The organism is Pseudoneobacillus rhizosphaerae, from assembly GCF_917563885.1.
GTDB lineage: Bacteria > Bacillota > Bacilli > Bacillales > Cytobacillaceae > Pseudoneobacillus > Pseudoneobacillus rhizosphaerae.
In genome coordinates, this window is record NZ_CAKJTG010000009.1 from 87,190 (window position 1) to 100,872 (window position 13,683).

The 13,683-nt window shown below is 33.6% G+C and carries 16 protein-coding genes; 4 read left to right on the plus strand and 12 right to left on the minus strand.

Annotation, left to right across the window (positions count from 1 at the left end; translation table 11 throughout):
• Positions 1-69 precede the first annotated feature (69 nt).
• The 6 genes from gpsB to LRP83_RS09715 all read right to left on the minus strand — a co-directional run bounded on the left by gpsB (position 70) and on the right by LRP83_RS09715 (position 6,304).
• Complete coding sequence (gene gpsB, locus LRP83_RS09685; RefSeq protein WP_230496492.1) at positions 70-372, minus strand: cell division regulator GpsB; 303 nt, start codon at positions 370-372, stop codon at positions 70-72.
• A 74-nt stretch (positions 373-446) separates the two neighbouring features.
• Complete coding sequence (locus tag LRP83_RS09690) at positions 447-1,004, minus strand: SLOG family protein (RefSeq protein ID WP_435531344.1); 558 nt, start codon at positions 1,002-1,004, stop codon at positions 447-449.
• Positions 1,005-1,125: 121 nt separating this feature from the next.
• Positions 1,126-1,581, minus strand: coding sequence for a CotD family spore coat protein (locus tag LRP83_RS09695; RefSeq protein WP_230496494.1), 456 nt, complete (start codon positions 1,579-1,581; stop codon positions 1,126-1,128).
• Between the two features lie 329 nt (positions 1,582-1,910).
• A complete protein-coding gene (locus LRP83_RS09705; RefSeq protein WP_230496496.1) occupies positions 1,911-3,173 on the minus strand; it encodes a ribonuclease H-like domain-containing protein in 1,263 nt (420 codons plus the stop codon).
• Positions 3,157-5,451 carry a DEAD/DEAH box helicase gene (locus LRP83_RS09710; RefSeq protein WP_230496497.1) on the minus strand — a complete coding sequence of 765 codons (2,295 nt, stop codon included), beginning with the start codon at positions 5,449-5,451 and terminating at the stop codon, positions 3,157-3,159. The genes LRP83_RS09705 and LRP83_RS09710 overlap by 17 nt, the downstream gene beginning before the upstream one ends.
• A 61-nt stretch (positions 5,452-5,512) precedes the next feature.
• Positions 5,513-6,304: an alpha/beta fold hydrolase gene (locus LRP83_RS09715; RefSeq protein ID WP_230496498.1), complete on the minus strand. Its 792-nt coding sequence runs from the start codon at positions 6,302-6,304 to the stop codon at positions 5,513-5,515.
• A 111-nt stretch (positions 6,305-6,415) separates the two neighbouring features.
• Between LRP83_RS09715 and LRP83_RS09720 the strand changes: the two genes are divergently transcribed.
• A complete protein-coding gene (locus LRP83_RS09720; RefSeq protein ID WP_230496499.1) occupies positions 6,416-7,108 on the plus strand; it encodes a Crp/Fnr family transcriptional regulator in 693 nt (230 codons plus the stop codon).
• Positions 7,109-7,284: 176 nt separating this feature from the next.
• Positions 7,285-7,752 (plus strand): Hsp20/alpha crystallin family protein, encoded by a 468-nt coding sequence (locus tag LRP83_RS09725; protein ID WP_230496500.1) that lies wholly within the window; start codon positions 7,285-7,287, stop codon positions 7,750-7,752.
• Positions 7,753-7,807: 55 nt separating this feature from the next.
• Here LRP83_RS09725 and LRP83_RS09730 read toward each other — a convergent pair whose 3' ends face one another.
• The 3 genes from LRP83_RS09730 to LRP83_RS09740 form a co-directional block, all read right to left on the minus strand.
• Entirely contained in the window at positions 7,808-8,878 is a 1,071-nt protein-coding gene (locus LRP83_RS09730) for an ABC transporter permease (RefSeq protein ID WP_230496501.1), read from the minus strand.
• On the minus strand, positions 8,871-9,734 hold the full coding sequence (locus LRP83_RS09735) for an ABC transporter permease subunit (RefSeq protein WP_230496502.1): 864 nt from the start codon (positions 9,732-9,734) through the stop codon (positions 8,871-8,873). Before LRP83_RS09735 ends, LRP83_RS09730 begins: the two co-directional genes overlap by 8 nt.
• 197 nt (positions 9,735-9,931) lie before the next feature.
• The gene (locus LRP83_RS09740; RefSeq protein WP_230496503.1) at positions 9,932-10,447 is read right to left on the minus strand and encodes a YppG family protein; all 516 of its coding nucleotides are present in this window, start codon (positions 10,445-10,447) and stop codon (positions 9,932-9,934) included.
• Between the two features lie 187 nt (positions 10,448-10,634).
• Here LRP83_RS09740 and yppF point away from each other — a divergent pair, with 187 nt between their 5' ends.
• Positions 10,635-10,844 carry a YppF family protein gene (gene yppF / locus LRP83_RS09745; protein WP_230496504.1) on the plus strand — a complete coding sequence of 70 codons (210 nt, stop codon included), beginning with the start codon at positions 10,635-10,637 and terminating at the stop codon, positions 10,842-10,844.
• A gap of 43 nt (positions 10,845-10,887) precedes the next feature.
• Here the strand turns inward: yppF and LRP83_RS09750 are convergent, their stop codons facing one another.
• From LRP83_RS09750 to LRP83_RS09760, 3 genes are all read right to left on the minus strand, one after another.
• Positions 10,888-11,253, minus strand: coding sequence for a YppE family protein (locus LRP83_RS09750; protein WP_230496505.1), 366 nt, complete (start codon positions 11,251-11,253; stop codon positions 10,888-10,890).
• 65 nt (positions 11,254-11,318) lie between these two features.
• Complete coding sequence (locus LRP83_RS09755) at positions 11,319-11,594, minus strand: hypothetical protein (protein WP_230496506.1); 276 nt, start codon at positions 11,592-11,594, stop codon at positions 11,319-11,321.
• A 332-nt stretch (positions 11,595-11,926) separates the two neighbouring features.
• Positions 11,927-12,925 carry a DUF2515 domain-containing protein gene (locus LRP83_RS09760; protein ID WP_230496507.1) on the minus strand — a complete coding sequence of 333 codons (999 nt, stop codon included), beginning with the start codon at positions 12,923-12,925 and terminating at the stop codon, positions 11,927-11,929.
• 83 nt (positions 12,926-13,008) lie between these two features.
• Here LRP83_RS09760 and recU point away from each other — a divergent pair, with 83 nt between their 5' ends.
• Positions 13,009-13,623: a Holliday junction resolvase RecU gene (recU, locus tag LRP83_RS09765; protein WP_230496508.1), complete on the plus strand. Its 615-nt coding sequence runs from the start codon at positions 13,009-13,011 to the stop codon at positions 13,621-13,623.
• Positions 13,624-13,683: the final 60 nt, after the last annotated feature.

The following is a 13,683-nucleotide window of genomic DNA, read 5'->3' on the forward strand; positions in this document are numbered from 1 at the left end:
TACAAAAGTTATTATATGCAATTAGAACTTGCAAATCAATGGTTATAATTTAAAAACTTGGAAATCATTTCAATCGTATAATTTACTTCCAAAAACATGTTTCTCAAGATTTGATAATCTTTTTAGAATATCGAAGTTTGTAGTCCCAGCTGTTTGCGCTGGTTGTGGGCGTCTTGAAGAATCCTCAAGCTGTTTCTTTAGTCGGATATTTTCCTGCTGTAAATCCTCAATTTCCTGGTGGAAAACTTCATAGTCCTTAATTATGTAATCAAGGAACTTATCCACATCTTCTTGCTTATACCCTCTAACAGACGTTTTAAATTCTTTTTCTAAAATGTCTTTCGCATTTAATTTTATTTTATCAGCTAACATTTAATTCACCTCGGAATACTCCAATCATACCTTCTATTTTTTCAAAAATAGCTAAGTTTGTCAATTTTAACGTATTATTCATCGATTCTCTTGCTCATTTCTTCCTCAACGATTAATTGCAAATCGTAAAAGGTGATCTCTCTAATCTGATAATCCTTTGTTTCCCTATAGCGTTTGGCTGCTTCAAAGAAAAATTTAGGACTACCTTCGTTTTCAGAGTCATACATAATGATGGCTATATCACTTTTATGTAATAACACTTGATTCTTTAATATAAATTGTTTTGGACTTTCATAAGGTTTATGGGTAATCGCTTCAACGAAATCCGCTTGGGCTAAAATCGATTCGTACCATTCTTTATTTACATCACTCCATTTTTCCTCTTGAGAAAAAAATGGTGTTAGTACAGCTAGCTTTACTTCTGGGAAAACAGCCTGAACATCAAAAACAACTTCAGCTGCCCATAATTCCACACCGAGCTGTCCACTTATGATGACCCACTCCAAACCTTCTTCAATTAGGGGAACAAGTTCTTTTAATATCGCTTTTTTTATAAATTCTACGGAAGGATGATCTCTTTTAAAAATCCCAAGCTCATTTGGTTTATATCCTGTTATCGTTACATTTTTCAGCAATTTTTTAGATGCACCTCATTTATATTCTTTTTATCATCATTTTATACAAACAAAATATATATTCAATAAATCCTTTTAGAAAAAAAACAAGAGCGAACATCGCCCTTGTTTTTGATTATTATCTTCCCATTCCTGGACCCATTCCCATTCCTGGACCTGCTCCCATTCCTGGACCCATTCCCATTCCTGGACCCATTCCCATTCCTGGACCCATTCCCATTCCTGGACCCATTCCCATTCCTGGGCCTGCTCCATATCCTGGTCCTGGTCCTGCTCCGAATCCTGGACCACCTGCTCCAAATTCGGGGCCACCTGCTCCAAATCCTGGGCCACCCATTCCCGGTCCTGCACCCATTCCTGGGCCACAACAGTTAAAATGTTGCTGAGTCACATTACCTACCTGTGATTGCGTTTGTGGACAGTAATGCTTGTGTTGGAAATTTGTATTGAGTACATTCGTGGTATGAACCGGATGAATATGTGGCACAATTACATTTTCAAAAGATTGATTTACTATGCACTTTGTTGGATGAACAACTGCAGGCATAATATTTGTTCTCGGTCGACAAAACATTAGACATTCCCCTTTCGATCTCCATTAGTTATTTACACTAATAGCCTATGATGAAAGGGTAAATCTTGTACTAATGAAAATACCTATTTTTATAGAAAAGAATAAAAACTATCTCTTAAAGTTGTAAATACAAATGCAGTTAAGCCAATAACAACAAAGAATAAGAGTAAAATTGCTTTGTACATGTAACTTTCCATCTCCATTAAATCATTATCATACAATATAACATTTTACTCTTTTCTTATTGGTCAAACAATATGGAAATTATGGCTTTTCCATGACAAATCATTAAATATTTGTAACAATATAAAACTAAAATGTTTTAGCAATTATTCGTGAATTTTGCGCTTATCTAGAAAATGGATTTTTTTATGATTTCTATCTTTTCTTTTTTGAATTTCCGAGATTGTTATTTTCTTATGTTCAAAACCTTGATGGATAAGATCTATAGCAATATCACAATAATTTATTGCCGCACGAAAGTCCTTATTCTGATGCTCCAAAATCTTTGCTGCTTCGACACATGCTTCAATTTGAAGATCTGAAAATACCGGTTTTGTTGCTGCTTTAATAAAATAATCCAGACTTTGATTAAAATCCTTTTGTTTTTTAAATATGTAACCAAGCTGGATTTGAGAACTGACCGAGGCATGACTATCATCATTTACAATTCCCATATATATATTTTGAGCACTTGAAATTTCTCCTAAGGATGTAAGCCATCTGCCTACCTCATATTTTTCTTGAATCGTTTGATTTCGATCCACTTCTAAAATTTGAAAAGAAAGATGAGCGTATAAAGTGATTAACGAAAGAATATCGATTTCATTGTGCTTTAATATCTTTATCATTCCTTCGGGATCTTTTCTTTCCACATAATCAAAATAGATCATTGGAGCCAAAAATCCTGGTACATCATCAATTCGTTCAACCCCTAAAACCTCTTTCTCGACAACCGAGAGCTTCATTCGTTCTAGACGATGCTTCCACATGCGTTTAGCAGCATGATACAAATCAAAATGTCCAAACTCTGGTAACTTAGGTACGTGATCTCGAATGAGGGTATGACGTGTTTTCACCTGTGGCCAATCGAAAGATTTCCCATTATAGGTCACAAGTGTTCGATAATCGACTTGATTTAAAAAGCTATAATATAAGGGAATTTCAGCCCCAGGATGAGGTAAAATATGCTGTGTTAGAACGATTTCATTTTCTATCAATGATGCTTGTCCTAAAATAAAAATGGAATTTCCTACGCCACCGCCTAGACCCGTTGTTTCTGTATCAAAGAAAAATAATTGCTCTGCTTTATAGCCTTTCGTCGAAAGTGGATGCTTCAAATCACTTTCATTCCATATTCGAACTGCTTCAAGATAATCAGATAATCTATATTGTCCGTGCTTGAAAGAAAGTGGATATTTCACTTTACGAATCAAACAAAATTCTCCGTCAAGAAAATAAGGAGTAACCCCCTCTTTCTCCCATCTCCCTTGATTCGGTAAATTAACTTCGGGATCTATAGCCTTTTTGTCACTTTGTTCATTATGACTCATGTGAGACTTAAATCGATTTAATTTACCCTTTAATGTCATGACAATTCCCTACCTCTGAAAATAAAGCAAGTAACTTTAGGACGTCGCTTTTCCCCTCATTGTTAACCACATCTGTTCCTATGCATGACGGACAACCAGTCTCACATTGACATTGCTCCACCATTTTACTTGCTTGCAAAATTATATTTTCCAATCCTGTATAGATTCGCTCACTAAGACCAACTCCTCCAGGGTAACGATCATAAAAGAAAATAGTTGGCTTTTCATTATGGGAAGCCTTTAACTGTGGAACAACATGAACATCTTGAGGGTCACACATCACATGTAATGGAGCAATATGCTTTAATGTATGAGCTACACCTATTAATCCCTGCTCTAACCTTTCTTGTCCGATTCTTTTAAGATCTTTTTCAAGTGATATCCAGGCTGAGCTTGTGTGGAGTTCTTCCTCTGGTAAATGAATAGGGCCAGACCCTATATTTTCATGTGTTTCAAACTTTATCTTTTTAAAAATTGTCGCCATTGCTTGAACAGTAACATCACCGTATGCCATTTCGACATTCTCGACACATCTTTGCTTGTCCACTTCTAGTACCTTTAGTTGTACAGCTAGATTTGCATCTGTAAAATAATCAACATCCACTTCTCGTACAAAGGCTTTTTTCTCTTCCCAATCGAGCTTTTCAACCTGAAATTGATTCCCCTGGTGCAAATAAATAGCTTCATCATGTAGAAGTGTCATAGCTGAAAAACGGTCCATTTCACCTATTACTTTTACAGCGGCAATATTGGTCTGATCAATGATAATCACATTTTCCTGTGAAGCCGATCTTAAGCTAATATTATGGGCAGGGAATGAATCATTCATCCAATACCATTTATCTCCATTTTGAAACAAAACACGTTCTTCGGTTAAATACTCCAGAATTTCAACTGTATCTAAACCACCAAATTGTTCTTCTTGTTTAAAAGGTAATTCAAATGCCGCACATTTAATATGGTCAACAAGGATAATAAGATTATCGGGATTTATTCTAGCTGTCTCAGGGCTTTTTTTGAAAAAATAGTCGGGATGCTGGATAATATATTGATCTAAGGGGTTAGAGCTTGCTACCAAAATAACAAGAGATTCCCCATGTCTACGCCCCGCTCTCCCTGCTTGCTGCCAAACACTAGCGATATTACCTGGGTAACCTGTCATAATACAGGCCTGCAATTGGCCGATATCAACACCTAATTCAAGTGCATTGGTACTAACTACACCATAAATCTCGCCATTTCTTAAACCCTTTTCGATTTCACGTCTCTCAGTAGGTAGATATCCGCCTCGATAACCTCTGATTGACTTAGGACCTAATTGATTTTTCACTAATTCTTGAAGATAAGATAGTAAAATTTCTACACGGACTCTACTTCTCGCAAAAATGATAGTTTGGAGTTTATTTTTCAATAAATTTGCAGCCAAACTCCGTGCTTCTAGTGTTGCACTCCTCCGAATATTTAATGGCTTATTGACAATAGGTGGATTATAAAATAAAAAATGTTTAGTTCCTGATGGGGCACCATTATTATCAATTAATTCCATACTTACTTCAGTAAGGTTCTCTGCTAATTCTAATGGATTCGCAATCGTTGCCGAAGTACAGATAAATACTGGATTACTTCCGTAATATTGACAAATTCGCTTTAATCTTCTTATTACATTAGCTACATGACTTCCAAAAACACCTCTATAAATATGTAATTCATCTATCACTACATACTTGAGATTTTCAAATAATGATACCCACTTCGTGTGATGGGGTAAGATTGCTGAATGAAGCATGTCTGGATTTGTTATCACAATATGTCCTGCTTTTCGTACCTTTTGACGAATGTTAGCAGGAGTATCGCCATCATAGGTGTAGCTATTCAAGCTCATTTCCGATGATTGAATCATTTCATTAATTTCGCTTTTCTGATCCTGAGCTAATGCCTTCGTTGGAAAAATATATAGTGCTCTATTATTTGGGTTCGTTAAAATCGATTGAATAATTGGTAAGTTATAACATAAAGTTTTTCCAGACGCTGTTGGGGTGACAGCCACTATAGATTTGTTCTTTTGAACCAATTCAAAAGCTTCTTTTTGGTGTGTATATAGTTTGTCAATTCCCTTCTTCTCTAATGCCTCTACTAATTTCGGATGTAGAACAAAAGGAAGTGCATCTGTTTTTGCTGGTTTAGCCTCTATCGTATGCCAATGGACAATATTCTCACGGAAACTCTCTTGAAGTTTTAAATCTTCTAGAATCGTTTGTAAAGATTTTCGATTGTTCATTCTTTTTCACCTCTATTTCTCTATTCTATCGAATGAACGTTCGTTTCAAAAGAGGCAAATGCTAATTTTTTTCAATATGTAAAAATTCCCTTATGGCTTTTATCAACGAATCGGGTTTTTCTAGCATACTCATATGTCCCGATTCAGCAATAATTTTGGTGACGACATGATTCTCTTCAACCGAAAAGGCTTTATCTACAGAAATAATTTTGTCTTGATCACCTGCCACAAGTAAGACGGGAATGCTCTTATTCTCTAATACGGTAGTCCGATCTGGACGAGCTTTCATGGCTAATAAAGTTTGTTGGGCCGCTTTTGAATCGGTAGAATAACCAACCTTTCTTGTACTTTCAACTTCCTCCTTTAAATTTAACAGACTATCATCTGAAAACAATTTAGGAATAAGACCATCAATGAATGGTTGGATACCATTCTTTTCTATACTTTTTGCAGAATTGATTCTGCCCTCTTTAGCCTCCTCTGAATCAGGAAAGGCAGTTGAATGAATCAAACCATAACCTTTTAGTTTTTCAGGGTAATGCTCTACAAATGATAAAGTGATATAGCCACCTAAAGAATGTCCAAACAAATAGAATTGTCCGATTTGAAGTGATTCAAGAACTTCTTTAATGTCCTTAGCCATATCATCTATCGTAAAAGGAGCATCACTTGCCTTTGAATTTCCATGACCTCTTAAATCAATTAAAATGACGTGGTAATCACTTGATAGCACTGGGGCTACTTTGTCCCAATAAGTGACACTCCCACAAAATCCATGAAGAAAAACAATTGCTTCACCTTCTCCCATTTCTTTAAAGGCAATATCGTTTGGTCCTACTTTTATTTTTTTCATAAAAAGCCCCTTTCTAATTAGTTCATTTAAATTTTCCCCGTAAATTGATTGTTTAAACAAGCATTAATGTTAGAATAGAATAAAAGGAATAGTGAATTTGAGGTGTTTGAAATGAGACAGGATCAGATTAAAAAGGTTCTTTCCAACTTCATGCTTTTTCGGGATTTAAATGAACTTGAAATCGATAAGATTGTTCAAATCTCTTTATCAAGAACATGGAAAAAAAATAGTTATATTTTCTTACAAGGTGAACCTCTAGATAATGTTTATTTTATGGAGGATGGGAAAGTAAAAATTTATAAAAGCGATGTTAATGGTAGAGAACAAATCGTTTCTATATTGAAAAAGGGTGAGATGTTTCCCCATGTTGGATTTTTCCGTAAAGGAAGCTATCCAGCAAATGCAGAAGTTTTAGAGAAAGCCACTTTAGTTGTGGTACCCATTGCAAAATTCGAAAACGTTTTAATTGAGAATCCGGAGCTTTGTATCAAGGTTTTTAATGTATTAGGGGAAAAAATAGTCGATTTACAAAATCGCTTAGAGGAACAAATTCTTAATAATACTTATGAACAGATTATTAAGCTATTAATCCGATTAGGTGAAAAGCATGGTACAAAAAATGAAGATGGAAAAGTTGTTCTTAAGAACGAGTTCACCAATAAAGATTTGGCCAATATGATTGGAACTACTAGAGAAACAGTTAGTCGAACACTGACAAAAATGAAAAAAGATGAATTAATTGAAATGGACGATGAAGGAAATATGATTCTTGATCCCGAAACATTAATGGATGAAATATTTTAAAAGATTGGAGGAATAAACAAGCTATTGTTTATTCCTCTTTTTTTCGTTTCTTTATCAGTGAGCTAAATAGAAACATTCATCTTTCCAATATTTGATTTTTATTAAAAGCAAGTGAACCTATTCTGGGAATTTTTCATATGATGAAGTGGAACTTTCTTTTGAGAGGAGAAAAATGTATGTCTTCCCAATCACCTGAAAATAAACACAAAAAAAATAGAGAGTCTTTTGGGGAAATCATGAAGTCAATGAATAGCTTTTTCACAGAACGACCAATAAAAGGATTATTAGAAAGTATCGACGAATTTTTTAAAAATCCTACTATACAACATTCATTTCCTATTAAACTAACAGAGACAAATAAGGAATATTGCATTACTGCTGAGTTGCCTGGTATAAAAAAAGAACAGATTCAAATTGATACTATTGGAAATCAATTAACTATCTCCATCAAAAATTTGGAAGAGTTTACTGAGATTGATGAAATTATTCATTCTTATCGTCGCCGTCATTCCATCCAAAAATCAAGTCGTTCTGTGAACATTCCAGTTCCCATTGATGAAAAACAAGTGAAAGCATCTTATAAGGACGGTTTATTACAAATTAGAATTCCAAGGAAAAGCGGAAAATCCATTCAGATTGATTAAAATAGGCACAATTGAAATAGGACAAAATCATCTGATTTTGTCCTATTTTTTTGAGTTACTTTGTTATCGAGTAAAAATAAAAAGCTACTCCAATAAAAATAAAGATAAAAATAACGGATATTAACTTTTCATCCGTAAATTTCCACCAACTATTTCTTTTCTCATATTCTTTACGCTTTGGCATTAATTTTGGCTCAAAACCTGTTTTAATCCACGGTGTCCGTTGATAATTGGATTGATATCGATTCTTTAAACCATTTGCCAATAAACTGAAAGAAAGAGTTGTAAATAACAATAGAATTAAAGGAATAACTAATACATGTAGAGTTCCGTAAATATTTCCACGTGCTTGTCCTACTAATCCTGATAATTCCTTGGTGATTGATAAATAGATTAAAGGATCATATCGGACAATCGTACCTCCGATAAAAATATTCATTAGAGCGAGTTGTCCCATAATAGTGATTACATAAACAATTTCTAAAATAAACATAACAAGTAATGATTCCTTCATTTGCGGAAAAATATGCTTCCAAATGATTCGATGACGACTTGCCCCCAACGTACGAGCTGCTTCAATAAAAACAGATTTAGAAATTTCAGTTGATTTTTTCCTAACTGACGAAATAATACTCGGCATACTGATAACAGAAGTGACAATAATAAAGGTAAATATTAAAGTAGAAGTTTCTAAAATATTTCCAAAGTTTATAGAATTGAAGCAGAAATATAGGATTAAAAATAATGGAACATAGCTCCATGAATTTTCAATAGATTCCATCCAACTAGGTGTTCGTTTCCAAGTACCAACGTAAATTCCGATAATGGTACCTATCATCATCTTAATTAAAGTGATTGCTAAAGAAATAAAGATAGTATGGCGAATTCCATATAAAATCATCGATGAAATATCATATCCCCATTTGTCTGTCCCTAATGGAAACTCAGCTGCTTCAAACGGTTCAAGAGGAGGAGCAAAGATGGTTCCATTTTCGTATTTTGTTTCTAAAGTTTCGGTTAAAGTGTGGGGCGCCAAATAAGGTCCGAAAATCGATAGAAAGAATAGAAAAGAAACAAATATAACACCAATATACAAAGAATAATTAATACGGAAGAGTTTATTCATATAAAAAACCTCGTTTAAACAGGTAAAGTACTAATCTAACTGAAAAATAGGTAATCAGCGAAATTAACAGCATTGAAAATAACCCTACTGCGATTGGTTGAATTTCGCTACTTAAAAAGATAAACTTCGTAATACCTGATACATTAAGCAAATATTCAATAATAAACATATTACCTATCGCCAATGAAACCACTTTTGTCAATTCAGCGATAATAAACGGTTCAATATTTTTAAATACATGCTGAAAGTTAATATAGTTTAAGCGCATTCCCTTAGCAACAGCAGTTCGTATATAATCTTCACCACTTATTTGATAATATTTAACAGCAACTAACTTAAATAAATACAAAGTTGGTGCAATTCCCACTAATACCATTGGGAACCAAATATTTAGTGCGCCAGCATCAGGTCGTAAAGAGATTATCCTTATCCCTGTCATTTTGTATATCTTAACTGCTAAAATAAGAGACAAAATTATAATAATGAAATCAGGTATCGTTGCAAACAGATTTAATAGAGTGTTTACAAAACGTGTAATTCTAAACCTGCTAATAAAAATACCAAAAAGTAAGCTTAAAATAACACCGATATTAACACCTACTAGCATAATTAATAAACTAGTATTAAAATTATCTCCGATATCTTCCGAAATTTCCCTTTCCTGATACCCAAGCTGATATGTACCAAGACTTCCTTGGCTAATTTCCTTAATAAAATCTCCATATACTTGCGGAAGCTTGCTAAAATCCCAAGTTAAAGTTTTCTCTTCCGGATTGACTCCGATAACTGATGGTAATGCCGCAAGAAACAATATCAATAAAAAAATAAATATTGTTTGCTGTATAACTCTAACCATGGTCTCCCTCCCCTTTTAAGTTGGCTAAATTCATATCATACAAAACTTTATATCTGTGCTTTTAGTCACTGTTACATTTTCCTATTTTAATATAATATTGTCAACAATATTCCATATCCTCTGAAAATTCATCCTTTTCAAAAACACATAAAAAAAGACGAAGATTATTCGTCTTTTTTAACTGATCCATAAACATTCTATACTTTAAACATTCCACCAAGACCCTTTACCATCGCTGAAACTTGGCTTACAGCATTCATCATTTGTCCTGCAGTATTCATCATTTTATTAATATCAATATTCCCATCCTGACCTTTAAATGAATTCATTATGGTACCAAATCCACCGTTAGGTCTCGGTAATGTGTTCGGTTTGGGATAAGGGTTATAATTCATTGGATATTGATTCAAATTCATATGCTGATTATAAGGATCTTTAGGTTCTAATGGATTTTTGAAAATTGATTGAACACTACTCTTTCCTCCAAATACTGAGGCATTTGGGGCTTGGTAAGCTGGTTGATAATTCCATCCCCCATGATAAGGTTGATAATAATTTTGCAAAGGTAGTTGATAATGGTTTGTTGAATTTGGAATTGGAGCAGGAAAATTCTGATATGGTGGAACCGAGTAATACGGATTTCCCATATTTACGTGCTCCATCCAATTTTGTTGAAAATGATATCCATTATTATATTGGTTTTGATTAAACATGGGCACACATCTCCTCCGCACGTATCACTGCTATACATTATGCGTAAAAAAGAATTAGGTGAATGAATCATTAAGGGATACCTTGTCTAAATGTGTAAACAATTGTCGGAAGTTTCAATATTTTAAAAATAAGAAAAAATACATTCCTATGATACTATTAAAAAAAAGGTGGAAGGGGATATTGTTAATGAATATTCACGAATTAAAATCACTATTTATTCAAAGAAGGAATTATAGTTATGAAAATGTGAATGAACTATTAGATTTTGCCAAAATGACTTATATTCGTAATGAAATCTCCATTAACGATTTTCGTCAGATCGTTCGTGAATTAGAGTTACTTGGAGCAGAAATCCCTGAAGTAGAGCAAACCGCCTTAAGTGAAAACACAAATTAACGATAAAAAGTCTAGGATCAATTACCGATTCTAGACCTTTTATTTATTTAGGCTGAAATTGCAAATTAGAACAAATACTTTGTAAAACAAATTGTGCTGATTGAAATGAGCTTAAATATAGCTTACGACTTGTTTTAGGGTAGAAGGATTGAATCGATATTTTTTCAATATGATCATAAGTAGTTACAAGCTGCTTCTCATTAATATAGGATGGTTTTTCAGTTTGAACCCATGAGGACGCCGATACAATCCATTCATCCAATGTACTTTTTACTAAATCCGCAAATGGCTTTACATCTAAGAAGAAATCACCTTCGATACCACTTGATTTTGATTTTTCAAATTGAGCCTTGGCCTCTTCTATATATCCTAATAAATTTTTAGTCAATTCTTCTAGTTGTGTATCCATTGTTTTTCCTCCTAAAAATAAAAAGCAGCTTATTTATATAAGCTACTTAACATATTTTATTCATATTAGAATCCTAATTCAAGCTTTAAGGTTTTCTTTTGATTTTGATTTTGTGGGAAATCGATGACATTTGTATTTACTTTGCTTTGTCCATGAATGGAATCCTCTAGATTTGTCATTAATGCTTCATTATTTCCAATTCTATCAGCTTGCTGTTGATAAAGGTTTCCACGAAGGTCTGTTAATGAATGTTCCAGCACTTCCTCAAGCTCTTCTAATTGGTCATAAATTTCGGTTAGCATCGTTAATAGTTTTTCCTGTGGACCTTTGTTATCAATCATTATTGGAGACCTCCTCAATTATTATAAACAAAGTATTCTCCAAACCTTTTATGTCTCCTTCCCTATTGACAAAACTAGAAGTAATTCGTCAAAGAAAGTGTTGTTTTGCAGATTTTTTCGACAGATCCGGTCAGAATGAAAATGAGTTACGAAGAACAAACTATAATTGGGAGGTGTTTAATCATGAAAAGGCAAGACCAAAATAAAAATCAACCGAAGCAATTAAATGAGAAAAAAACAGGATATGGTGACAAAAAGTTAGAAGGTCCAAATCGCCCGGCAGAATAACAAAATCAAAATCGACTGACCTTTGGTAATTTATCAAAGGTCAGTCATTTTTTACTTACAATGCTATTAAGGGCAACTAACAATTTAATTTCATTTTGCTTTTTCTCATACCAATCACTTAAATAAATTGGATGCTTGTGATGAATCTTTCCATGTAACCATGATTTTGGGACCCTTCGATTTATACTCCAATCCTTCTTCTCGTGTATATGATGATCCACTATAGGATAACTTGCACGTATACTTGGAGTTTTCCCACCTATTTTTCTTAAAAAGAAACGCTCGTAATCATTACGGGACCCCGTATGTACCTGTTTTTTGGCAAATTCAAGAAAATGAGGAAATAGCCTTGGTTCAAATAAGATATCCGCCAATCTTTTGCCTAAATCGATTCTTTTTTCAAGCTTACGAAAGCCATTGACACTTGCCCCAAAAAGCTCTCCACCACAAGTTGGAAATAGAACACAGCTTAAATGAAACCAATCTTCCAATTTAAATAAAAGAGATTGAAATACTTTCTTTTTATAAATATGGTGTTCGATTATTGGCTTTTGAATGACATTTTGTTCATTAATAATTAGGGCATGAGTTAATCGTTTTTCATTCCGCACCATCCAAAATAGTTCCCACTCTCTTTTCATAAAATTAGAAACCCGAAAATATTTCAAGAGATGAAACAAAGGTCGATGTAATTTCGTCGAATACTCATAAAGCATTAATTGTGGATAAACATCTTGAAAAATTAGCCAGTTAGCCCGTTCATAGGTTAAAAACAAACGTTTACGGACAGAAAAATCGAGTAATTGCGAAAAGAATTCGCCTTGCAAATCACACATATTATAGCCACCATTCCGTGAAACCATGCTCGCTAAGAAGGACCAATTAATTTCTGGATGAGTTAAATAATATTTAAAATAGGCATCCGTTCTTGAAATATTATCTTTGTTTTTTTTATTAGTTATGTTTTCAATTTCTTTCACAATTAAGATTTCATCAAACAATTCTCGGCTCATTTTCATCTGCCCTTTTATAGTGTTATTCATATTCTCTAGTATATTGTTACTTTTATTCAACCACTGACTTAGAAGTTTTGGTATGATAATGTATAATAGACGAGGTGTAAGAGATGAATTTTCATTATCCAAATGGCAAACGTTATATCCCCAAAACGGCAGCATTAAAAACGAATTCTATAAAGAATAAAAATGATAGCTACAGTAACCGAGGAATGACCTTAGAGGAAGACTTGAATCTAACTAACGAGTACTACCGAGAAAACAATATTGCTATTATTCATAAAAAACCTACCCCCGTGCAAATTGTCCATGTGGAGTACCCGAAGCGAAGTGCTGCTGTAATAAAAGAAGCCTATTTTAAACAAGCTTCGACAACAGATTATAATGGGGTCTATAAAGGAAAGTACATTGATTTTGAGGCCAAAGAGACGAAACTCAGTCAGTCTTTTCCACTCAAAAACTTTCATGAACATCAAATCAAGCATATTTCTTCCGTTCTAAAGCAGAATGGAATATCATTTGTTATCTTACGTTTTACCATTACCGAAGATATTTATTTACTAGAAGGAGACAAGTTACTTACATTTTGGAATAGAATGTTAGATGGCGGAAGGAAATCTATAACGATTGATGAAATAAAACAATATGGACATTCCATATCAGTTGGATATCATCCACGACTTGATTATATAAAAGTTATAGAAAAAATCTATAGCTTTAATTAAACTTATTTAGAAAAAACATTAATTTGAAAACAGTTTTTTGTTAAGAAAGGTAGGAATATA

Bases quoted from the DNA above. Each gene is read 5' to 3' on its own strand.
- gpsB (WP_230496492.1), bottom strand. From the start codon at position 372: ATGTTAGCTGATAAAATAAAATTAAATGCGAAAGACATTTTAGAAAAA.
- LRP83_RS09695 (WP_230496494.1), bottom strand. From the start codon at position 1,581: ATGTTTTGTCGACCGAGAACAAATATTATGCCTGCAGTTGTTCATCCA.
- LRP83_RS09705 (WP_230496496.1), bottom strand. From the start codon at position 3,173: ATGACATTAAAGGGTAAATTAAATCGATTTAAGTCTCACATGAGTCAT.
- LRP83_RS09710 (WP_230496497.1), bottom strand. From the start codon at position 5,451: ATGAACAATCGAAAATCTTTACAAACGATTCTAGAAGATTTAAAACTT.
- LRP83_RS09715 (WP_230496498.1), bottom strand. From the start codon at position 6,304: ATGAAAAAAATAAAAGTAGGACCAAACGATATTGCCTTTAAAGAAATG.
- LRP83_RS09720 (WP_230496499.1), top strand. From the start codon at position 6,416: ATGAGACAGGATCAGATTAAAAAGGTTCTTTCCAACTTCATGCTTTTT.
- LRP83_RS09725 (WP_230496500.1), top strand. From the start codon at position 7,285: ATGTCTTCCCAATCACCTGAAAATAAACACAAAAAAAATAGAGAGTCT.
- LRP83_RS09730 (WP_230496501.1), bottom strand. From the start codon at position 8,878: ATGAATAAACTCTTCCGTATTAATTATTCTTTGTATATTGGTGTTATA.
- LRP83_RS09735 (WP_230496502.1), bottom strand. From the start codon at position 9,734: ATGGTTAGAGTTATACAGCAAACAATATTTATTTTTTTATTGATATTG.
- LRP83_RS09740 (WP_230496503.1), bottom strand. From the start codon at position 10,447: ATGTTTAATCAAAACCAATATAATAATGGATATCATTTTCAACAAAAT.
- yppF (WP_230496504.1), top strand. From the start codon at position 10,635: ATGAATATTCACGAATTAAAATCACTATTTATTCAAAGAAGGAATTAT.
- LRP83_RS09750 (WP_230496505.1), bottom strand. From the start codon at position 11,253: ATGGATACACAACTAGAAGAATTGACTAAAAATTTATTAGGATATATA.
- LRP83_RS09755 (WP_230496506.1), bottom strand. From the start codon at position 11,594: ATGATTGATAACAAAGGTCCACAGGAAAAACTATTAACGATGCTAACC.
- LRP83_RS09760 (WP_230496507.1), bottom strand. From the start codon at position 12,925: ATGAATAACACTATAAAAGGGCAGATGAAAATGAGCCGAGAATTGTTT.
- recU (WP_230496508.1), top strand. From the start codon at position 13,009: ATGAATTTTCATTATCCAAATGGCAAACGTTATATCCCCAAAACGGCA.